We start from the raw sequence: 22,349 nt of genomic DNA, 5'->3' as shown, positions 1-22,349 counted from the left end.
CTCACACTGTTTATAGAGATCAGGAGCTGCAAAACCACTATCGCCGCGAAGCAGGAGATGGATGGTTGGATAATCATTCAGGTACTCGTCGAGAATCGGCTGCAGGAAATCGGTTACACCGGTACAGGAATAAGCCGCTCCATCACGGAGTTGGATTTTTATCAGATCACCAGTGATTCTGTCATAACAGACGAGCGGATGGTAGCCATTACTCTGATAATGGAAGTTAAATGCCCTGCCTTCCTGTTTGCCGTATGCTGCGAGGAGCGTGGAATCCAGATCCAGGATCACGGCCTGAGGTATCTGGATGCTGTAGAGCCTTTTTCTGAGTATCCGGCTGATCTCCTGGAACTGCTTTAAAGTATCTTCATCCATGCGGTTAAAGAATCCTGATACGGTTGGCTGGGATGCTAATGCGGATTTTTCAAGTACAGCTTTAAAAACAGGATCATTGGTCAGTTCATCCGAAGCATCATCTTCGAAGTAACCGGCCATGATCATATATATCATCTGGAGAAGGTTATCCCTGTCCGTATGATATCGAAACACTGCAGAATCATTGGTCTTAAATGAACGGTTTAAAATCCGTTCAATGCCAAGTCTGCTTATGAACTCTTTGATGAGGAGTAAGCCTGCATCGGAGGATAAGTCGCCTCCATCAAAATTTATTTTAATTTGCCTATTGCTTTGAAGTGAAAAGGTGTTTACCATACTCTTAAAGGGCTCCTTTGTTGGTATTTATTTTGATTAGACACCTTAATTTTACCACAAATGGATGCTCTTTTTTATTCACTTAACAAGTGAAAAGCAATTAAAAGCAATATGCAATTAAAATACAGTAACTATGTGGCTTTCAGCCACGATTACGGCTTTGCCGTGAATAATTCAGGTATATTTATTGGCTGCCGATTCAATCTTGGTGCAATCAATAAAAATGGTCTTTCCCGAAATCTCACCAAGAAGATAGAGCAGATCTGACATTTGGGCAAGCAGAACCTTTGCGCAGGCAGAAAAATGTAGGGAGATAAAACGCGCAATCGTTGCATGATCAGGAGCAGGCATTCCTTCAAGGAGATACATAAAGTTGATATCCCGTTTACATGCTTTTCGGATATCTCGACTTGAGTAGATTCGATTCATTGCTGCATAGATAACGAGTTTCAGCATCTGACGCGGCGTTGCCTGATTTTTTCTGATCCTGCCATAAGTTTTATATAGTTCATAAAGGTCCATTTCCTCCACAAAGGCACTTACCGGACGAACTGGATCATCAGATGGAATAGAAATCTCTAAATCCAGCGGAAGTTTAATTTGATAATACAGCGAAAATGAGGTATAATCCCTCTGTATTATTTTGTTTAGTCGCATAAACTGATTATACCACGAACGCCGGGCTTTTCGAAGCTCGGCGTTTTGTGTTGGATATATAAAATGAGCTGCCGCACGTTAGTGCGACAGCCCCTTTTTTATTTCTGATAAGCAGCCCGCTCGCCGCCGATATATTTGAGCCGTGTTCTCGCACAGACAACATGGGCGGAGCCGATGGATTTGATGGTGGTGCGGACCGGAACGGCGACATGGCGCAGATGCATACCGATCAAGGTGTCACCGATATCGATCCCGGCGTGTGCCTGGATATATTCCACAGCGCATGGATGCTCGAATTCGTTCCATGCGGCGGTGGAGAAGGATCCGCCTGCCTTTAACTGCGGTTTTACATTGACCATCTCCAGGCCATATTTCTCGGCGCACTCTTCCTCGACGATCAGGGCGCGGTTTAAGTGCTCGCAGCACTGGGCGGCGAGGTAGAGACCATGTTTTTTTGTCACGTTGGAGAGAGCGGTGAAGACAGCCTGACCCACTTCACTGCTGGAGTAGCAACCAATCACATGGGCAGCAATCTCGCTGGAGGAGCAGCCAACAACCAGAATCTGGCCCGGTTTCATATTGGCGATCTCGATCAGTTCCTCTGCAACGGCTTTTGTCTGTTCATAAATTAAGTCAAGATCCACATCGATGGATGTGGCGATATCTGTTGCACTCATGATAATTACCTCCTGGTAAAGTTATAAGAAGTTCCTGTTTTACTCAAAATGATACTTGTCTAACAGCTCATGCTTCATATCCCAAAGCGGCTTGGAAAGATCCACATGGACCTCATGCGGGTTTACGAGACGTTTTGTCTCATCCCATAAGGTATTGAGCTCTTCCTTGCAGTATTTCTGCATCTCCATGACCTTCGGGGAGTGGTAGACACACTCGCCGTCCTTGAATACCTGTACCGGAAGCTCACGCATCGTGTAGGTTCCGGGAGCGAGGAGTGTCTTTTTCCAAGTTGCCACCGGGTCGAAGAGCAGTAACGGTTCGTCCTCGTTGAAGGTCTCTCCCACGAGACAGATAATGTCCGCGATGACCTTGTGGCTGTCCTTTCCGTAGATACGGTAGGTGGTCTTGTTGCCCGGGTTTGTGATCTTCTCCTCGTTCTCGGAGAGCTTGATCTTCGGGATGAAGGTTCCAGTCTTCTTGTCCATGATCGCCGCGAGCTTATAAACACCGCCGAAGGACGGGCAGTCCTTGGAGGTGATCAGGTTTGTGCCGACACCCCAGGAGTTGATGGTCGCGCCCTGGTTCTTTAAGCTTGTGATCAGGGTCTCATCAAGGTCGTTGGATGCGGAGATCACAGCGTCCGTGAAACCTTCCGCATCGAGCATTTTTTTCGCCTCTTTGGAGAGATAAGCGAGGTCTCCGCTGTCCATACGGATTCCGTAGAAGGTAAGCGGGATTCCCTCGGCGCGCATCTCCTTGAATACCTGGATCGCATGCGGGATACCCGAATTTAAGGTGTCGTAAGTGTCGACTAACAGGATACATGCAGTCGGATAGAGTCTCGCGTAGGTGCGGAAGGCGGTGAGCTCATCCGGGAAACTCATGATCCAGCTGTGGGCATGGGTTCCTTTTACCGGGACATCGAACATCTGGCCGCAGAGCACGTTGGAAGTACCGATACAGCCGGCGATCATAGCGGCTCTCGCACCGTAGATTCCGGCATCCGGACCCTGGGCACGTCTTAAACCGAACTCCATAACTCCGTCTCCGCGGGCTGCATGGACGATCCGGGAAGTCTTTGTTGCGATCAGGCTCTGGTGGTTGATGATATTTAAGATCGCGGTCTCAACAAGCTGGGCCTGCATGATCGGGGCGATGACCTTTACGAGAGGTTCTCTTGGGAACACGACAGTTCCTTCCGGGATCGCGTAGATATCACCGGTGAATTTGAAGGTGGAGAGGTACTCCAGGAAATCTTCCCCGAAGAGTCCTGTGGTGCGGAGATAATCGATATCTTCCTTATCAAAGTGTAAATTTTCGATGTATTCGACAACCTGCTCTAAGCCGGCCGCGATGGCAAATCCGTTTCCATCCGGATTTGTGCGGTAGAATGCGTCGAAGATGACGGTCTCATTTGCATCCTTTGCATGAAAGTAACCCTGCATCATGGTCAGCTCGTAGAGATCTGTAAGCAGCGTCAGGTTTCGTTTGCTCATAATGTTTCTCCTTAAATTTCTCCGCGGTAAGTGTCTGCGGAATATTAAACGCAGCAGTCCGGAGCGTATAAAAATGCCGGACGATAACGACAGCTTAAGTGCGGTTCACCCCAAAAGAACCGGGCGGCTGTCAAACGTGTTGTGGTTGATTATATCAGTTCTTGTGCGAAAAGGCAAATTACGTGTTAAAAAAGTAACGAACACTTCAAAAGAACGTAAAATGTGCCTAAAAAGTTAAGAAAGAAAACAGGAAGACGGCATCAATATGGAAAGATTTCGCAACTCCCGAGGGATTCCCTTGACTTTTAAATACCTTATTACTATAATTATTTTGATACCAAGGTCAAAAGGTCGGAAATCTGATGCAAGCTTGCTTGCAAGAGGATTTTTGACCTTGGGACCCGCCTAAAACATGAATAAGTAGCCATTTTTCGTAGAAAAATGAGCGGATTATGAATGTTTTGAGGATTGTGGAAGCACGTAGTGCGAAACAATCCGGTATCAAAGGGGGCAAAAGACCTTTTGACCCCAACATCATTATTTTGTCTGAGTGTAAAAAAATGTAACTATGAACAGATTCGATGGTTACATTCAGACAATCCATAGAAAAAAGCCATGACGGAGACAGTAGGTTCACAAGCAGAAAGCCAAAGCGAGCCGGGGACGATGGAAGCCCGGTGCTTTTTCGTGAAAGGAAGATCACTCCCGAGCTGGAAGCTGAACCCTGAAAGCGGTACTGCTTTTGGAAAGTAAGTGTACCCGGTGATTCCGCCGTTAAAGGGAACTCATATGTCAGTATGCAGCAATAGGTGGTTAAAAGCGTTATTTTCGCCCTGTTCTCATTGAGAATGGGGCTTTTTTATTACTGATTCAGCATACGACACACAAAACACGAAGAGCATAACAACGAGAAAGTTATGCGCAAAACATTGATTGGAGGAAATGTGTCATGTACGAGAAAGTATCAACAGACCTGAACTTTGTGGACAGGGAAAAACAGGTTGAGAAATTCTGGAAAGACGAAAAGATCTTTGAAAAGAGTATCGACAGCCGCAGAAAAGGAACCCCATACGTGTTCTATGACGGACCGCCTACCGCAAACGGTAAACCGCATATCGGACACGTACTTACCCGTGTTATCAAGGATATGATCCCGAGATACCGCACCATGAAGGGCTATATGGTTCCGCGTAAGGCCGGATGGGATACCCACGGACTTCCGGTAGAACTTGAGGTTGAGAAGCTTCTTGGTCTCGACGGAAAAGAGCAGATCGAGCAGTACGGTGTTGAGCCGTTCATCGAGAAATGTAAAGAGAGCGTCTGGAAATACAAAGGAATGTGGGAGGATTTCTCCAGCACCGTTGGTTTCTGGGCTGATATGGAGAACCCGTATGTTACTTACCATGACGACTACATCGAGTCCGAGTGGTGGGCATTAAAGCAGATCTGGGACAAAGGACTCCTCTACAAGGGATTCAAGATCGTTCCGTACTGCCCACGCTGCGGCACACCGCTTTCCAGCCATGAGGTTGCCCAGGGATATAAGGATGTAAAAGAGAAATCTGCGATCGCCCGCTTCAAAGTGAAAGGCGAGGACGCATATTTCCTTGCATGGACCACAACACCGTGGACTCTTCCGAGCAACGTGGCACTCTGCGTAAACCCGAAAGAGACCTACGCAAAAGTAAAGGCTGCAGACGGTTATACCTACTATATGGCAGAAGCCCTGCTTGATTCTGTTCTCGGGAAGCTTGCGGATAAGGAAAACGGAACTCCGGCATATGAGGTTCTTGAGACATGCACCGGTAAGGACCTTGAGTACAAGGAATATGAGCCGTTATTTGATTGTGCGGTGGAGATCTGTGAGAAACAGCACAAGAAAGCATACTTCGTGACATGCGCAGATTATGTTACCCTGACAGACGGTACCGGCGTGGTACACATTGCACCGGCCTTTGGTGAGGACGATGCCCAGGTAGGCCGTCGTTATGATCTCCCGTTTGTACAGCTTGTAGACGCAAAGGGCGACATGACAAAGGAGACTCCGTACGCAGGCGTATTCGTGAAGAAGGCGGATCCGATGGTCTTAAAAGACTTAAAGGAAAAAGGCCTGTTATTCGAGGCACCGGCCTTCGAGCACAGCTACCCGTTCTGCTGGCGCTGTGACACACCGTTGATCTACTACGCGCGGGAGTCCTGGTTCATCAAGATGACAGCGGTGAAGGATGATCTGATCCGCAACAACAATAAGATCAACTGGATCCCGGAATCCATCGGTAAGGGACGCTTCGGCGACTGGCTGGAGAATGTTCAGGACTGGGGAATCTCCAGAAACCGTTACTGGGGCACACCTCTTCCGGTATGGCAGTGTGAGTGCGGAAAGATGCACTGCATCGGCAGCCGTGAAGAATTAAAGAAGATGAGCCCGAATTATCAGGATGTTGTTAAGAAATACAGCAAGGAGATGGACGGAGACAAGGGAGAGGTTGAACTTCACCGTCCGTTTATCGACGATGTAGTGATCACCTGCCCGGACTGCGGAAAAGAAATGCACCGTGTACCGGAGGTTATCGACTGCTGGTTCGACTCCGGCGCAATGCCGTTCGCGCAGCACCACTATCCGTTCGAGAACCAGGAGCTTTTCCACAAACAGTTCCCGGCACAGTTCATCTCCGAGGCTGTTGACCAGACAAGAGGATGGTTCTACTCCCTCCTTGCCGAGTCCACGCTGCTCTTTAATGAGCCGCCGTACCAGAACGTTATCGTTCTCGGCCACGTTCAGGATGAGAACGGACAGAAGATGAGTAAGTCCAAAGGAAACGCTGTCGATCCGTTTGACGCCCTGAAGACATATGGTGCCGACGCGATCCGCTGGTACTTCTACATTAACAGCGCACCGTGGCTGCCGAACCGCTTCCATGGAAAGGCTGTTATGGAAGGACAGAGAAAGTTCATGGGTACTCTCTGGAACACTTATGCATTCTTCGTCCTCTACGCGAATATTGATAACTTTGACGCGACCAAGTACACACTGGAGTATGATAAGCTTCCGGTTATGGATAAATGGCTGTTATCCAAGTTGAATTCTACGGTAAAGGCAGTGGATGATGACCTTGCGAACTACCGCATCCCGGAGGCAGCAAGAGCACTTCAGGAGTTTGTGGATGACATGAGTAACTGGTATGTCAGAAGAAGCCGTGAGCGTTTCTGGGCAAAGGGCATGGAGCAGGATAAGATCAACGCTTACATGACTCTCTACACAGCTCTCGTGACGATCAGTAAGGCAGCAGCTCCGATGATCCCGTTCATGACGGAGGAGATCTACCAGAACCTTGTAAGATCCATCGATAAGACAGCTCCGGAGAGCATCCACCTCTGCGACTTCCCGGCCGTTGACGAAGCGCATATCGACAGCGAGCTGGAATCAAAGATGGATGAGGTCTTAAAGATCGTTGTGATGGGACGTGCGGCAAGAAATACCGCAAACATCAAGAACCGTCAGCCGATCGCGAAGATGTTCGTAAAGGCACCAGAGAAGCTTCCGGAGTTCTACCAGGAAATCATCGAGGACGAGTTGAATGTGAAGTCCGTAGAGTTCACAGACGACGTGAGAAGCTTTACCTCCTACACCTTCAAGCCGCAGCTTAAGACGGTAGGACCGAAGTACGGAAAACAGCTCGGAAATATCAAGAAAGCTCTGGCTGAGTTAGACGGAAACGCAGCGATGGATACGTTGAACGAGAAGGGTGCTCTGACCTTCAACTTTGACGGAAATGAAGTCGTTCTCACAAAGGATGACCTCCTGATCGACATGGCACAGACAGAAGGTTATGTATCCGAGGCAGACAATACCGTGACCGTTGTTCTCGACACAACACTGACACCGGAGCTTCTCGAGGAAGGCTTCTACCGCGAGATCGTCAGCAAGATCCAGACCATGCGTAAAGAGGCTGGATTCGAGGTTATGGATCACATCTACGTTTACGCGGACAAGAATGCAAAGATCGCGGATCTCATCAAGAAGTACGCGGACGAGTTAAAGAGCGAGGTCATGGCTGACAACATTATGCTCGGTGAGATGGCTGGCTACACGAAGGAATGGAACATCAATGGCGAGGATGTTGTATTCGGCGTAGTGAAGGTGACAAAATAAGATACGGCGATCGCACGGATCTTTCTATGACAGAATCAACACAACAAGGGACCTGTATTCTGCGGGACAATGGGGGTTTCGCAGAATGCAGGGAATCATCATGAAGGAGGACTTAGGGGTGAGTCAGACAATGAATAAGGATGAACTGAAAAAGGTCATTGCGTTGAATGTGAAGAGTCTTTATCGCAAAACGATCGATGAGGCAACTCCGGCTATGATTTATCAGGCAGTTGCGCTTGCAGTCAAGGATATGATCATCGACCGCTGGATCGCGACTCATAAAGAGTATGAAAAGCAGGATGCAAAGGTTGTTTACTACATGTCCATGGAGTTTTTGACCGGTCGTTTCCTCGGCAACAATATCATCAGCCTCTGTGAGCAGAAGGAAATCGAGGAGGCACTTTCTGAACTGGGCTTTGACCTGAATTCCATTGAGGATCAGGAACGGGATCCGGCACTCGGAAACGGCGGTCTTGGACGTCTTGCGGCATGCTTTTTGGATTCCCTTGCATCTTTAGGCTATCCGGCATATGGCTGCGGCATCCGTTATCGTTATGGAATGTTCAAACAGCAGATCCGTGACGGATATCAGATCGAGGTCCCGGATGAGTGGTTGAAGGACGGCTATCCGTTTGAGATCCGCCGCGCAGAGTATGCGACGGAGGTCAAATTCGGCGGTTACGTGGAGACTGAGTGGGACGGAAAGAGAAATCATTTCGTACAGAAGGGCTACCAGTCCGTTATGGCAGTTCCGTATGATATTCCGATCGTGGGATACGGCAACAATGTCGTAAACTCCTTAAGAATCTGGGATGCACAGCCGGTGAATACCTTCAACTTAAGCGAGTTCGACAAGGGCGATTACCAGAAAGCTGTTGAGCAGGAGAATCTGGCGAAGACCATCGTTGAGGTCCTTTATCCGAATGATAACCATTATTCCGGAAAAGAGCTTCGCTTAAAACAGCAGTATTTCTTTATTTCTGCCAGTGTTCAGCGTGCCATCAAAAAGTACAAGGAAAAGCATGACGATATCCATAAATTCTATGAGAAGGCATCCTTCCAGTTAAACGATACACATCCGACCGTTGCTGTCGCTGAGTTAATGCGTATCTTACTTGACGAGGAGAACTTAGAGTGGGATGAGGCATGGGAGATCACAACAAAGACCTGCGCCTACACAAACCACACCATCATGGCTGAAGCTCTTGAAAAATGGCCGATCGAGCTGTTCTCCCGTCTGCTTCCGCGTGTTTACCAGATCGTTGAGGAGATCAACCGCCGTTTTGTAGCCCAGATCCAGCAGAGATATCCGGGTGACAACGAGAAGATCCGTAGAATGGCGATCATTTACGACGGACAGGTCCGCATGGCTTACCTTGCAATCGTCGGCAGCTTCTCTGTAAACGGTGTTGCGAAGCTTCACACAGAGATCCTCGAGAAACAGGAGCTTCGTGACTTCTATGAGATGATGCCGGAGAAATTTAATAATAAAACAAACGGTATCACCCAGAGACGTTTCCTGCTTCACGGCAACCCGCTGCTTGCAGACTGGGTGACCGACAAGATCGGAAATGAGTGGATCACAGATCTCTCCAATATTAAAAAGCTTTCTGTTTATGTGGATGATGAGAAGTGCCAGCAGGAATTCATGAACATTAAGTACCAGAACAAGATCCGTCTTGCGAAGTACATCAAGGAGCACAACGGCATCGATGTCGATCCGCGTTCCATCTTCGATGTTCAGGTAAAACGTCTGCATGAGTACAAGAGACAGCTCATGAACATCCTTCATGTGATGTATCTCTACAACCAGTTAAAAGATAACCCGAATATGGACATCGTTCCGAGAACCTTCATTTTCGGTGCGAAAGCAGCAGCCGGATATAAGCGTGCAAAACTGACCATCAAGCTCATCAACAATGTGGCTGATGTGATCAACAACGATAAGTCCATCGGCGGCAAATTAAAGGTCGTATTCATTGAAGATTACCGTGTATCCAACGCAGAGCTGATCTTCTCCGCTGCGGATGTCAGCGAGCAGATCTCCACAGCAAGTAAGGAAGCATCCGGGACCGGAAACATGAAGTTCATGTTAAATGGCGCTCTGACCATCGGAACCATGGACGGCGCAAATGTGGAAATGGCGGAGGAAGTCGGCAAGGAGAATATGTTCATCTTCGGTGCGTCCGCAGATGAGATCATCAACCTTGAAAACAACGGCGGCTACAACCCGATGGATATCTTCAACAATGATCAGGATATCCGCCGTGTGCTGATGCAGCTCATCAACGGCTATTATTCTCCGCAGGATCCGGAGCTGTTCCGCGATATCTACAATTCCCTGCTCAACACCCAGAGCAGCGACCGCGCAGATACCTACTTTATCTTAAAGGATTTCCGTTCCTATGCGGAAGCTCACAGAAAGATCGACCAGGCATACCGCGACGAGAAGTGGTGGGCGAGAACTGCGATGCTCAATACCGCATCTGCAGGAAAGTTCTCCTCCGACCGTACGATCGAGGAATACGTAAGAGATATCTGGCATCTGAAGAAGCTCAAGGTAGAGCTGAAATAATGTAACTGTGAAGGTGCTTGACAGTTACGGATAACATAAAAAACAGACCCGTCTCATACAATAGTGATATCAGGAAAATTCAGCATGGAGTTTTTCGGGCAATCCGCCCGGAAGACTTCCGGATCTGAAATCCGGTATCACAGGTGTATGAGGCGGGTATTTTTTATGAAGCGTTTTTTTATGGTCTTATGGATGACGGTCATGATCCCCTATGTGACAACGCTGGCGTGGACAGGCCGGATCCGGACGGATACAGGGACGGAAGTCCCGGCGGAAGAGTTTCTTACCGGAGTCGTGGCGGCGGAGATCCCGGCAGAGTACGGGATCGAGACATTAAAAGCACAGGCGGTGCTTGCGAGGACATATATCTACCGGCTTGTGGATCCGGGGCTGGAACGTATCCGGGAAGAGGAACTGGACATAGATTGTCTCAGCATGAGGGAGATGGAGAAAAAATGGGGGAAAGAACATTTTAGAGAGTATTACGGGAAGATCCGTACCGCGGTGCAGGAGACAGAAGGACTCGTTGCGGAGTACGATGGGGAGCTGATCGAACCGTTCTACTGTGAGGCGTCGGCAGGAAAGACGAGGGAACTTGCCGCATATCCATATATCTGTTCTGTGGAGAGTCCGGGAGATCTGGAGGCAGGAGAATTTTTATGCGTCCGGACCTTTACGGAAGCGGAGTTTGCGGATAAGATCGGAAGAATCGGCGGGCCGCGTCCGGGAGCGGACGGCATTGCGGGAAAAATTCAGATCATCGAGCGGGATGATGCCGGGTATGTGAAGCGGGTGCAGATCGGGGATATGGATTACAGCGGGGATGAGGTCCGGGATTCTTTGGGGCTTTTATCGTCCTGCTTTCATTTTTCGTCTGCGGACGGGAAGATCCGGGTGTCATCGAAGGGGATCGGCAGCGGATACGGATTCTCCCAGGCTGGGGCGGATGCGATGGAGAGAGAGCAGGGGAGTGAGTTCCGGGAACTGTTGAAATATTATTTTCAGGGGATTGAGATCGTGAAAATTGCGGAGTAAAAGAAGATAAAAGGTGGATACTTCCAGAAAAAAGTATGATTTCGTGTATAACTTCACCGCCGCGGGTAAGAATATTACCGAGGTGATAAACGTGAAAGAAAGAGGAAATCAGCTTTTCAAGGACAAATTTGTCCTTGTCATGCTCGTACTTGGCCTGTTGACTATTGTTGCGGCAGCAGGCGCTGTGAGAATCCAGAAGGGGAGAGAAAATATCGGAGAGAGCCCTTATCTGGAGATCGAAGACCCGGACCATGTGATCGCGGGGGATTCCAACGCAGGAGCGGAGTCCGGCGGCGATACATTGGCGGGGGAACTGGCAGCATCCGGAGATGAAGCCGGAAATGGGGAACCTGCCGGAGACGGCACGGCTGTCGGTCTGGCGGACAATGAGAATGGTGCCGGAACTGGCGCTGATCCCGGCAATTTTGCCGGAGAAATTTCGATGGATACCGGTCTTGCTGATGCATCAGATAGCGCCCTGACAGGCGATAATCCCATGGCGGAAGCCGGTGCCGCTGTCAGCGAATCCCTGGTTCTCGATTTCACAGACACAGACAAGCTCTCCTGGCCTGTGACCGGAAATATCGTTCTTGGCTACAGCATGGACACCACGACCTACTTCCCAACTCTGGACCAGTACAAAGTCAACCCCGCCAATGTGATCCAGAGCGAGGTCAGCACCCCGGTATCCGCTCCGGCGGACGCCAGAGTGGTCTCTGTTGGGACAAACGAGGAGATCGGTAATTATGTTGATCTTGATTTGGGAAACGGCTATACTGCCGTCTGCGGCCAGTTAAAAGAGATCCCTGTTGTAGAAAATGAATATGTCCGACAGGGGGATCTTCTGGGCTATGTCGCCGAGCCGACAAAATACTACGCGGTGGAAGGCACGAATGTGTTCTTCGAGTTTCTGAAGGACGGCGTGCCGGTGGATGCGCTGGATTTTCTGGAGTGAGAGATCACGATTACACGTAATTTGCAAAGTTAAGCCAAAAAGCCTTCAGGGAAGCTCTCTGGAGGCTTTTTATATAACAGGAAATTCCCTGTTGCATAAAAGGCACTAACGTGCCAAAGATGCATATTCTAATATCAGAACAAATAAAGGAGACATCCGCGTATGAATTGCAGAAATTCCGATCTGCCGGATACCGCTATGGGTCCGTCCTGCGGCTGCGGCAGAAGTCTGTCTGATATTTCCGGCCCGGGACCTGTTGTGCGTCCGGTGGTCAACTTTTGTTTTGACGACAATGATCCAAGATTTCCGATAGGAATGGGATATGTTCCGATGCAGATGTGGGGGACCATATATCCGTTAGCCAGAGGTTTTGTCCGGGGAACGATCTTCCCGTCCCTGGATCTTCCATTTGCCATGGGGAGGTGCAGAAGATGAGGGAACTATATCGATGCAGCATGATGCCGGGAATGCCGGCAGAACCTGTGAGTGACTCCCGCCTGTCAGCGCAGGATGTGATGCCTGTGTGCGGTACGTGCCAGAGTGCCGGGCGCATGGCCGCAGGGGATAAAGAACTGCTGATGCGTCAGATCATGGAAGCCGGTTTTGCGATGGATGACGTTGTCCTGTTCTTAGACACTCATCCGGAAAATCAGGATGCACTGCGCTATTACAAAGCGGTCCGTGACATGCGTGACCAGTCCATGGCTGCCTATGAGAGGCGGTTTGGGCCGCTGAGATACACCGATGTCACGTCCATGTCCTGGAACTGGGTAACTGAAAAATGGCCATGGGAAGGAGGATGCTAAGATGTGGGTCTACGAAAAAAGATTGCAGTTTCCGGTAAATATAAAGGAACCGAATGCGAAGATGGCGCAGTTCATTATGAGCCAGTACGGTGGGCCAGACGGCGAGATGGGTGCGTCCATGCGTTATCTCTCCCAGCGCTACTCAATGCCGTATGGGGAGCAGAAAGCGGTTCTGACGGATATCGGAACGGAGGAGCTCGCCCATCTGGAGATCGTCGCGGCGATCGTTCACCAGCTCACAAGAAACTTAACAGCGGAGGAGCTGGAAGCGCAGGGATTCGGCCCGTACTATATCGACCATACCACGGGGATCTGGCCTCAGGCGGCTGGCGGTGTGCCCTTTAACGCCTGCGAGTTCCAGTCGAAGGGCGATCCTGTGACGGATCTCTTCGAGGACCTTGCTGCGGAACAGAAAGCCCGGAGCACCTACGACAACATCCTTCGTGTCGTGACAGATCCCGATGTCTGTGAACCGATCCGTTTCTTAAGGAAGCGCGAGATCGTCCATTTCCAGCGCTTCGGAGAAGCCCTCCGCGGTCTTCAGGAGAAGCTGGACTCCAGAAACTTCTACGCCTTCAACCCAAGCTTCGATCCGCAGCCGGCTGCGGCAGGAAATTCACGGTAGAAGAATAGAAAAAGAGATCCCGTTTCTTTTCCATAAAATTTATGGGAGGAAGGGATCTCTTTTCTCGTCAAGCGTCAGATCGGACTACATCTTGCACTGGAAGGAATCACAGTCGGTACATTCCTTTTTTGTAGGATTGAGCTCATGCGTTCCTACGTGGATACGGTCTAAGGTGCAGTAATCCACATTTTCCGCATGATGCACGCAGTTATGGATCGAGCACTGGATGCTGTCGTTCTTTTCCTGATTCATCATTTCTCACCACCTTTTTCTGGGATGGTATCAGTATAACCGGACGGCAGAAAATAATTCTGGAAGAAAATGACAGGAATTTATGCGACAGTCTGGAAAAAATCATTTGAACCGTAATCCAATAACTTAAGCATTTCCTGTTTTCTTATAGGAACCGGAAAAATATTTCATGATATCACGTCTCGTGATAATTCCGATAAAGGATTTATTGTCATCGAGTACCGGGACAAAGTTCTGCTGCATCGCCTTGTCCAGCAGATCTTCCATCTTTGCACCGGCATTTACCGGGCTGTTGTCCTGACGGCGCTTTACTTCCATGACGGAGATCAACTCCATATCCTTTAAACTCTGGTTCAGATGGCTCTTCATGTACCAGAGCAGGTCGCCTTCTGTCAGCGTTCCGGCATACCGTCCTTGTTTCGTAAGGATCGGCAGGGCGGAGTAGCGGTGCGCTTCCATCAGGTCGATCGCTTCTCTCAGGTTCGCGTCAGAATAGATAAATGCCACATCACTCTTTGGTGTCAGAAAAAACAGAATATTCATGTGTCTCTCCTTTAATATCCAAGATCTTCATTGATAAATACCATTTCAACTTCCATTCCGGTACAGGGGCGTTCTAAGATCAGGATCGCGTTACAGATCCTCTCCGGACTGTTGCAGTCATAGCACTTTTTGTCATCGGACACGACGCATGGAGTCTTCTTGTTAAAACGCGCCGCGTTCTTTGGACAGGCGATATTTCGCGCGCGATCCATTGCGGAGGACAGATCCGGCGCGATTTTATTTTTCCCGATCACATAGTATACTCGTTTCGGTCCAAATAAGCTCTCGGAAAGACGGTTTCCGGTCCCGTCGATGTTGATGATCTGGCCAGTCTCTGCAGCGGCATTTGCGCTCAGTATGTATACGGTAGATTCTTTTTTTGCCCGGATTCTTGCATCCGGTCCCTGTTCCCAGTGCCAGATCACTTCGTTGTTTTTTCCGAGGATCTCAAAGAGATTCAGTTCTTTTGCGGTGATAGAGCCGCCAAACCCGACTTTCTCGCCCTTGATCTGGTCGCTCAGATAAGCGGCAGCTTCCTCCTTTGTCTCGAAATATGATGTATGAAAACGATGGTTTTCAAAGTTCTTTTTTAATACTGCGTAATCCATAAGTTCTCAATGTTCCTCCTTCGGGTACAGACGGCATCAGCCGCCGGGTCAGTGACGCAAAAACCGGTCCAAAAGCAACAGCGGATCAGCTTTTTCTTGCGTAAACAGAGTCATGATACTTCACCATGACTCGTCTATTGACATTATAGCATAAATTGTAACAAAAAGAGGGAAGAAAACATGAATTATTTGTGAAAAAATTCGAAAAGAGTCATAGTATATGAAAAAAGGTTCCTGCCTGGAGTTCTTTGGATGGGTGATTTTGATATCATATTGACATTTAAAAAAAAATAGAATATGATGTAGGCAGCTAAGAAATGTGGTGAACTTTTCTCATGCGACGCAAAAACCCCAGAGGCTGCCACCTCTGGGGTTTTCTTGTTCGTTACGGTGAACCACTCCGCATAGGCTGTTGCTGCCTATTTATCTCTGTCCAGCCATTTGCATATGTAGCAGCTAACTACACCTGCTATAACAGAGACAAGAAATGTGGTGAACAATTCGGTCATGGACGCACACCTCCTTTCTGCTGGAGGTTCGGCAGCGTTTACAGCATATCACATTTTATATTGATATTCTACAATTTTCTATTAATGAAAACTATGATAGATATAAAAAAAGAAGCTGTATGGAAGTTCCATACAGCTTCATGACCTGTCCGGGAATCGAACCCGGGTTTACGCCGTGAGAGGGCGTCGTCTTGACCGCTTGACCAACAGGCCGGAATCGAGGCGACAAGATTCGAACTTGCGACCTCTGCGTCCCGAACGCAGCGCTCTACCAAACTGAGCCACGCCTCGATGTCTTTAAGGCTTTGCGTTTTGTGCTGTTCACCAGCGACTCGTATATAATAGCATGACATTGAAAAAAATGCAAGCGTTTTTTTGGGAAATTTCAATTTTTTGAAAAAAAGTTATTTCGGAGAATCTTCCGGGTTCGGGGAATCCCCACAAAGCCTTATTTTATAAGGAAAAACAGCGATTGAAGAGCATTGGCATCGCGTCTTACAATCGGGAAGAAAAATACCCGGAAAGTTCACAGAAACCGAAAAAATGAAAAGAAACATGAAAATTTAATTCAAAGATCGATAAGAACACTATGATCCTGACGGCAGATCCTAAATGCAAGCATTTGCAAGCAATATGAAGATGCAAAAATCATATTTCAGTACAGTCTGTTATACAGAACTGTAGTTCAAGCGATTGATGGAACGAATAAAAAGGCTGCCGCATTTCTACTCCTGCGGCAGCCTCAAAAAGAGGAGATTTATATTGTAAATGTTTTTGAAACAAAAGGGAGGGACCGACAGAACGCTCTGCCGGTCAAGTATGAAAAAGTATATCTTGTTCCAGGCTTGCTGTCCTGTTACGCTTTACAGGATACTGGAAAAATGTGTCGAAATATTGTGTTTGATGTGAAAAAATTGTGAAATCGCTGTAGGATAGAATGCTCACCTGGAAGGAAGCTCCTTTTTTCGGGTATGAGTTTTCTGGAGTGGAAATTCCGGAGAGAACGAAGGCGGGGAGGATCGTGTAGATCAAGACTGATAAATTTATAACAATTTCTCCCTCCAAAACAGTTGCAGGAACGATATAATTGGTATAAAATATAGGTGTTTCTGCGATGATAGTACCAATATCAAAGCGTTAGACGGAAAGCTCCGTTCCGACCGCAGAAAATGATTGCATTTATAAAGAACGCAGGAAGCTTCCGTTTGGAGCTGGCTCCTGCAGTCACGCAATAAAGGAGAAAAAATCATGAGCAAAAAGCCAGTAGTGTTAATGATCCTCGATGGTTACGGACTGAATAAAACACATGAAGGAAATGCGGTATATGAGGCGAAGAAGCCGGTGATGGACCGCTTAATGAAGGAGTGCCCGTTTGTGGAAGGTCAGGCCAGCGGACTTGCTGTCGGACTTCCGGAGGGACAGATGGGAAACTCTGAGGTCGGACACCTGAACATGGGCGCAGGCCGCATCGTTTACCAGGAGCTGACAAGAATCACAAAGTCTATCCAGGACGGCGATTTCTTTAGCAACGAAGAGTTCCTTGCAGCTGTTGAGAACTGTAAGAAGAATAACTCCGCGCTGCACCTGTTTGGACTCTTATCCGACGGCGGCGTACACAGCCATATCACCCATGTCTACGGACTCTTAGAGCTTGCAAAGAGAAACGGACTCGACAAGGTATTCGTTCACTGCTTCCTTGATGGACGTGATACACCGCCGGCATCCGGAAAGGATTTCGTTGCGGCTCTGGAAGAGAAGATGAAAGAGCTCGGTGTCGGCAAGGTGGCATCTGTTATGGGACGTTACTATGCGATGGACCGTGACAACCGCTGGGACCGTGTGGAGCTTGCGTATAAGGCACTGACAGCAGGCGAGGGCAATAAGGGAACATCCGCGACGGAACTGATTCAGGCGTCCTACGATGACGGAAAGACAGATGAGTTCGTTGTTCCGGCTGTCGTGACAGGAGAAGATGGAAATGCGATCGGAACCATTAAGGACAACGATTCCGTGATCTTCTTCAACTTCCGTCCGGACCGCGCAAGAGAGATGACCCGCGCATTCTGTGATGACGAGTTTACAGGATTTGCGAGAGCGAAGAGGATCAAGACCACCTATGTATGCTTTGTTGATTACGATGAGACGATCCCGAACAAACTTGTCGCATTCAAGAAAGAGACGATCAAGAATACTCTCGGTGAGTTCCTTGCTGCCCACGGGAAGACTCAGGCGAGAATTGCTGAGACAGAGAAATATGCCCACGTTACCTTCTTCTTCAACGGCGGCGTTGAGGAGCCGAATCCGGGTGAGGACCGTATCCTTGTGAAGTCCCCGAAGGTCGCAACCTATGACCTTCAGCCGGAGATGAGCGCACCGGCCGTTTGTGAGAAGCTGACAGACGCGATCCGCTCCGGAAAATATGATGTTATCATCGTAAACTTCGCAAATCCGGACATGGTAGGCCACACAGGCGTTGAGAACGCAGCGGTCAAGGCCATCGAGGCTGTCGACGAGTGCGTTGGAAAAGCAGTTGAGGCAATCAAAGAGGTTGATGGCGTGATGTTCATCTGTGCTGACCACGGAAACGCAGAGCAGCTGATCGACTACAAGACAGGAGAGCCGTGGACCGCTCACACAACAAACCCGGTTCCGTTCATTCTTGTAAACGCGGGCGAGGGCTACGGCCTCAGAGAGGGCGGCTGCCTCGCGGATATCGCTCCGACCCTGATCGAGCTTATGGGAATGGAACAGCCGAAGGAGATGACTGGTAAGTCTCTGCTTGTGAGAAAGTAATAAAGGCTGGTGTGTTGTAAAACAGCGGCAGAAAATATGAAGAATGGTTCCGGCAGTGTGGACGCAGAGAGTCTGTATGCCGGGACTATTTTTTTGTGCACACTTGACATAAGGATTCCCGGCGCATTAAGATGAAGGAAATGATTTCGGACAGGACAGAAGGAGAGCAGTATGGAACAGGAAACAAGAATCGCGGTAGTGGGAATTATTGTGGAAGATAAAGAGGCTGTGGGGGAGATCAACAGAATCCTTCACGATTACAGCCCGTATATTATCGGAAGAATGGGACTTCCGTACGAGAAGAAGCAAGTGAACATCATCAGCGTCATCGTTGATGCCCCGTCTGACTGGATCAATGCGCTTTCAGGGAAGCTTGGAAAGATCAAGGGGATCAGCGCGAAGGTGATGTATTCGAAGAACGGGCAGTAGGGAGAAACTATGATCGAAAAAATCAAGATCCGCGGCGCACGGGTCCATAACTTGAAAAATATTGATGTGGACGTTCCTTTAAACAAGATCGTCGCCATCGGCGGAGTCTCTGGTTCGGGAAAATCATCCCTGGCTCTGGGTGTCCTCTACGCGGAAGGTTCCAGGCGCTACTTAGAGGCGCTCTCCACCTACACGAGACGCCGTATGACCCAGGCGGCGAAGGCACAGGTGGATGAGGCACTCTATGTCCCGGCGGCGCTGGCGCTTCACCAGAGGCCTGGGATCCCGGGGATCCGCAGTACCTTCGGAACAGGAACGGAGCTTTTAAACAGCCTGCGTCTCATGGTGTCGAGACTGGCGAGCCACCGATGTCCGAACGGACATTATATCGAACCAACCCTTCTTGTGGCGGCGGGAAAGGAACTCTCCTGTCCGAAGTGCGGGGAAAAATTCTACGCCCCGTCGGCGGAGGAACTGGCCTTCAACAGCCAAGGCGCCTGCAGGACATGCGACGGAACGGGAATCGTACGCACTGTTAACCGTGCGGCCCTGGTGCCGGATGAATCCCTTACCATCGATGAGGGCGCGGTAGCTCCGTGGAATTCCCTCATGTGGTCCCTGATGACGGACGTCTGCCGGGAGATGGGGGTGCGGACGGACGTGCCATTTAAGGATCTCACGGAGAAGGAAAAGAACATTGTATACAACGGACCGGCGGAGAAAAAGCACATCTTTTACCATGCCAAGAACAGCAATCAGGCGGGTGAGCTTGATTTTACTTATTATAATGCGGTCTACACGGTGGAGAATGCCCTGGCGAAGGTAAAAGACGAAAAGGGCATGAAGCGAGTGGAAAAGTTCTTAAAACAGGACATCTGCCCGGATTGCGGCGGTTCCAGACTCTCGGAGGCAGCGAGAGCGCCGAGGCTCCGGGGAATCTCCCTGGATGAAATGTGCCGAATGCCATTAAATGACCTCACGGAGTGGGTCCGCAGTGTGCCGTGGTCTCTTCCGAAGGAGATGCGCCCGATGGCGGAGAATATCTGCGCGTCGTTTCTAGAGGTGGCAAAGCGGTTATTAGACCTTGGGTTGGGATATCTCTCCCTGGACCGCGCCGCATCTACACTCTCCACTGGGGAACGCCAGAGAATGCAGCTCGCGAGAGCCGTGAGAAACCGCACGACGGGTGTCCTCTATGTGCTGGACGAGCCGTCTATCGGTCTTCACCCGTCGAATATCGAGGGACTCACCAGTGTCATGCATGACCTGATTGCAGACGGAAACTCCGTAGTTCTCGTGGATCATGACGTCCAGATCTTAAAGGAGTCTGACTGGATGATCGAGATGGGACCGGAAGCCGGGGCTGGCGGCGGAACCGTCATTGCGGAGGGGACCATCGGGGAGATCGAAGAATCGGGAAAGTCGGTATTGGGACCGTTCCTATCCGGAAAAGCGGATACCTGCACGAGAGTCCGGGCGAATCGGGAGAATATGTTTGAGTATGGAAAAATCCATATCTCCACCGGAAATATCCACACGGTAAAACCTTTGTCTGCGGATATCCCGAAAGGTCGGATGACCGTGGTCACAGGAGTTTCCGGCTCCGGAAAGACGACTTTCGTCTTAGAGAGTCTGATCCCGGCGTTATCCGCCATGATTCACGGCGAAAAACGTCCGGAACACGTCCATGAGATCCAGGCGGAGGGGATCCGTCAAGTGAAGCTCATCGACGCGGCACCCATCGGCACGAATGTCCGCTCCACGGTGGCGACCTATGCGAATGTCCATGATGAGCTGCGAAAGATCTTTGCGAGAACACCGGACGCGAACCGTCTTGGGTATAAGACCGGGGATTTCTCCTACAATACGGGAAAACTCCGCTGCCCTGGATGTGACGGAACAGGCGTGATCAGCCTGGATGTCCAGTTCCTGCCAGACGTGGAGATCCCGTGCCCGGACTGCCGCGGATCGAGGTACGCGAAGGAGGCGAATCTCGTGAAGCACACGGATAAAAGGGGAGTTTCCCATTCCCTGCCGGAATTTATGGATATGGATATCAATACGGCGCTGGAGAATTGCAGGGATATGAAGATTGTCTCCCAGAGACTGTATGTATTAAAGGATTTAGGACTTGGCTACTTGACTCTGGGCGAGGAGACCCCGAGTCTCTCCGGCGGCGAGGCCCAGCGACTGAAACTCGCAAGCGAGATGGGAAAAGCCCAGGAGGACACGGTCTTCGTCTTCGATGAGCCGACGATCGGTCTTCACCCGGCGGATGTCCAGGTTCTCCTCGGTGTATTCCAGACGCTGATTGAAAACGGAGCCACCGTCCTTGTCATCGAACACGACCTGGATGTGATTAAAAATGCCGACTACATCATCGACATGGGTCCTGGCGGCGGAGAACAGGGCGGCCGGATTGTTGCGTGTGGGACGCCGGAGGAGATCAAAAATGTGAAAGAAAGTGTGACGGGGAGATACCTGTAAGGTGGAGTACATATAATACAAGATATTTAGACGAAGTTACTTGTAAATAAAAATATATCCGCTATAATATACTCAATGAGTATATTATAGCGGAGGATCAATGGAAAACAAAGAAATATTAAAAGAACTTAGAAGCATTATGGGACTAAATCGTCGGGAATTTGCAGAGTATTTTTGCATCCCATACAGGACAGTGCAGGAATGGGAACTTGCACATCGGAATATGCCGGATTATCTGTTAAGATTGATGTTGTATAGTGAGAAGCTGCGGAGTGAGAATAAATTTTATAGTGCCAGTAAAAATGTTTCTATTATTCAAGATGAATTCGGGAAAAATATCGTAATTATAAACGATATACGGTTTAAGGGAAAAAGAAATATCGATTGGGAAGAAGTTGAAAAATATTTAAAAGAATATATTGGAGAGTGTTACGAGATAGCAGAGTCATCAGAAAAAATATATATTGGAAAAGAATTCCCTGATGAATTTGCAAACGCAAAAGATGCTCGTGGTTTAAAGGGGGCAAATGCAAAGGCAAAAGCTAACGCGGCACAGGCAATTAAGGAATTAATACAAATAGCAGAGAATAAATCAGAATTTCCAGATTATGGAGATAGACATGGAAATAGAGCTAAAAATGGTTGGTATCGTTATGATGTACGATTTGGTCTGCCTGTTTACGAAGAAAATGGCACCTTGATTCGCTATAATATTTTCTCAGCAAGAATGCTTGTGCGGCACGATGCAGATGGAAAAATGTATCTTTATGATATTTTGCGCACAAAAAAAGAAGCGAGCAACCCGCTTGAGTAATAATACTGTACGGTCGCAAAACCCGCTTCTTTTTGTCATTCTAACATTGAATAAAAAAAATGTCAAGGATTTATACATCTTGAGTTTCCGTACTTTTATCCACTCTCCCCTGCTTCCACAGGCTCTGCTATAAACAACTTTCAAAAAATACCAAAACATAAGGAAGACGGAAGCTGGGACGGCACGGACAGACGGCGCGGGCAATAAGGGAACAGCCGAAAAA

The 22,349-nt window shown here is 48.9% G+C and carries 18 protein-coding genes and 2 tRNA genes; 11 read left to right on the top strand and 9 right to left on the bottom strand.

Going from position 1 to position 22,349, the window contains the following annotated elements; translation table 11 throughout:
* From GPK83_RS08625 to GPK83_RS08610, 4 genes are all read right to left on the bottom strand, one after another.
* Window positions 1-711, bottom strand: a 711-nt coding sequence (locus GPK83_RS08625; RefSeq protein ID WP_215704560.1) for an IS1380 family transposase, incomplete at its 3' end; no start/stop codon positions are given.
* Between the two features lie 174 nt (window positions 712-885).
* Window positions 886-1,368 (bottom strand): transposase, encoded by a 483-nt coding sequence (locus tag GPK83_RS08620; RefSeq protein ID WP_345941788.1) that lies wholly within the window; start codon window positions 1,366-1,368, stop codon window positions 886-888.
* Between the two features lie 98 nt (window positions 1,369-1,466).
* A complete protein-coding gene (locus GPK83_RS08615) occupies window positions 1,467-2,045 on the bottom strand; it encodes a TIGR01440 family protein (protein ID WP_117504154.1) in 579 nt (192 codons plus the stop codon).
* Between the two features lie 39 nt (window positions 2,046-2,084).
* Window positions 2,085-3,542, bottom strand: coding sequence for a nicotinate phosphoribosyltransferase (locus tag GPK83_RS08610; protein WP_215704559.1), 1,458 nt, complete (start codon window positions 3,540-3,542; stop codon window positions 2,085-2,087).
* A gap of 949 nt (window positions 3,543-4,491) precedes the next feature.
* Between GPK83_RS08610 and ileS the strand changes: the two genes are divergently transcribed.
* The 7 genes from ileS to GPK83_RS08575 all read left to right on the top strand — a co-directional run bounded on the left by ileS (window position 4,492) and on the right by GPK83_RS08575 (window position 13,691).
* Window positions 4,492-7,695 carry an isoleucine--tRNA ligase gene (ileS, locus tag GPK83_RS08605; RefSeq protein WP_215704558.1) on the top strand — a complete coding sequence of 1,068 codons (3,204 nt, stop codon included), beginning with the start codon at window positions 4,492-4,494 and terminating at the stop codon, window positions 7,693-7,695.
* 118 nt (window positions 7,696-7,813) lie between these two features.
* Window positions 7,814-10,270: a glycogen/starch/alpha-glucan phosphorylase gene (locus GPK83_RS08600; RefSeq protein WP_215704557.1), complete on the top strand. Its 2,457-nt coding sequence runs from the start codon at window positions 7,814-7,816 to the stop codon at window positions 10,268-10,270.
* Between the two features lie 165 nt (window positions 10,271-10,435).
* Window positions 10,436-11,305 (top strand): SpoIID/LytB domain-containing protein, encoded by an 870-nt coding sequence (locus tag GPK83_RS08595; protein ID WP_215704556.1) that lies wholly within the window; start codon window positions 10,436-10,438, stop codon window positions 11,303-11,305.
* A 91-nt stretch (window positions 11,306-11,396) separates the two neighbouring features.
* Window positions 11,397-12,260 (top strand): M23 family metallopeptidase, encoded by an 864-nt coding sequence (locus GPK83_RS08590; protein WP_215704555.1) that lies wholly within the window; start codon window positions 11,397-11,399, stop codon window positions 12,258-12,260.
* 162 nt (window positions 12,261-12,422) lie between these two features.
* Window positions 12,423-12,695, top strand: coding sequence for a spore coat associated protein CotJA (locus GPK83_RS08585; RefSeq protein ID WP_215704554.1), 273 nt, complete (start codon window positions 12,423-12,425; stop codon window positions 12,693-12,695).
* On the top strand, window positions 12,692-13,066 hold the full coding sequence (locus GPK83_RS08580; RefSeq protein ID WP_252196282.1) for a spore coat protein CotJB: 375 nt from the start codon (window positions 12,692-12,694) through the stop codon (window positions 13,064-13,066). Before GPK83_RS08585 ends, GPK83_RS08580 begins: the two co-directional genes overlap by 4 nt.
* Before the next feature lies 1 nt (window position 13,067).
* Window positions 13,068-13,691, top strand: coding sequence for a manganese catalase family protein (locus GPK83_RS08575; protein ID WP_215704553.1), 624 nt, complete (start codon window positions 13,068-13,070; stop codon window positions 13,689-13,691).
* Window positions 13,692-13,775: 84 nt separating this feature from the next.
* Here the strand turns inward: GPK83_RS08575 and GPK83_RS08570 are convergent, their stop codons facing one another.
* The 5 genes from GPK83_RS08570 to GPK83_RS08550 form a co-directional block, all read right to left on the bottom strand.
* Window positions 13,776-13,946, bottom strand: a complete 171-nt coding sequence (locus GPK83_RS08570; protein WP_021903995.1) for a DUF1540 domain-containing protein — start codon at window positions 13,944-13,946, stop codon at window positions 13,776-13,778.
* A 123-nt stretch (window positions 13,947-14,069) separates the two neighbouring features.
* Complete coding sequence (locus GPK83_RS08565) at window positions 14,070-14,486, bottom strand: CBS domain-containing protein (protein WP_215704552.1); 417 nt, start codon at window positions 14,484-14,486, stop codon at window positions 14,070-14,072.
* Between the two features lie 11 nt (window positions 14,487-14,497).
* Window positions 14,498-15,094: a lactate utilization protein gene (locus GPK83_RS08560; RefSeq protein ID WP_215704551.1), complete on the bottom strand. Its 597-nt coding sequence runs from the start codon at window positions 15,092-15,094 to the stop codon at window positions 14,498-14,500.
* Between the two features lie 650 nt (window positions 15,095-15,744).
* Window positions 15,745-15,816, bottom strand: a tRNA-Glu gene (locus tag GPK83_RS08555).
* A gap of 4 nt (window positions 15,817-15,820) precedes the next feature.
* Window positions 15,821-15,894 (bottom strand) — tRNA-Pro (locus tag GPK83_RS08550).
* Window positions 15,895-16,851: 957 nt separating this feature from the next.
* Between GPK83_RS08550 and gpmI the strand changes: the two genes are divergently transcribed.
* The 4 genes from gpmI to GPK83_RS08530 all read left to right on the top strand — a co-directional run bounded on the left by gpmI (window position 16,852) and on the right by GPK83_RS08530 (window position 22,126).
* Window positions 16,852-18,396, top strand: a complete 1,545-nt coding sequence (gene gpmI / locus GPK83_RS08545; protein WP_215704550.1) for a 2,3-bisphosphoglycerate-independent phosphoglycerate mutase — start codon at window positions 16,852-16,854, stop codon at window positions 18,394-18,396.
* A gap of 171 nt (window positions 18,397-18,567) precedes the next feature.
* Complete coding sequence (locus GPK83_RS08540) at window positions 18,568-18,825, top strand: TM1266 family iron-only hydrogenase system putative regulator (protein WP_118599001.1); 258 nt, start codon at window positions 18,568-18,570, stop codon at window positions 18,823-18,825.
* Between the two features lie 9 nt (window positions 18,826-18,834).
* The gene (locus GPK83_RS08535) at window positions 18,835-21,312 is read left to right on the top strand and encodes an ATP-binding cassette domain-containing protein (RefSeq protein ID WP_215704549.1); all 2,478 of its coding nucleotides are present in this window, start codon (window positions 18,835-18,837) and stop codon (window positions 21,310-21,312) included.
* A 100-nt stretch (window positions 21,313-21,412) separates the two neighbouring features.
* Window positions 21,413-22,126 carry a transcriptional regulator gene (locus GPK83_RS08530; RefSeq protein ID WP_118530572.1) on the top strand — a complete coding sequence of 238 codons (714 nt, stop codon included), beginning with the start codon at window positions 21,413-21,415 and terminating at the stop codon, window positions 22,124-22,126.
* The last annotated feature ends 223 nt before the right edge of the window (window positions 22,127-22,349 follow it).

It is taken from the genome of Clostridium sp. MCC328 (genome assembly GCF_018785465.1).
Classification (GTDB): Bacteria; Bacillota; Clostridia; order Lachnospirales; family Lachnospiraceae; genus Pilosibacter; species Pilosibacter fragilis.
This window is presented reverse-complemented; position numbering and strand designations above follow the sequence as displayed.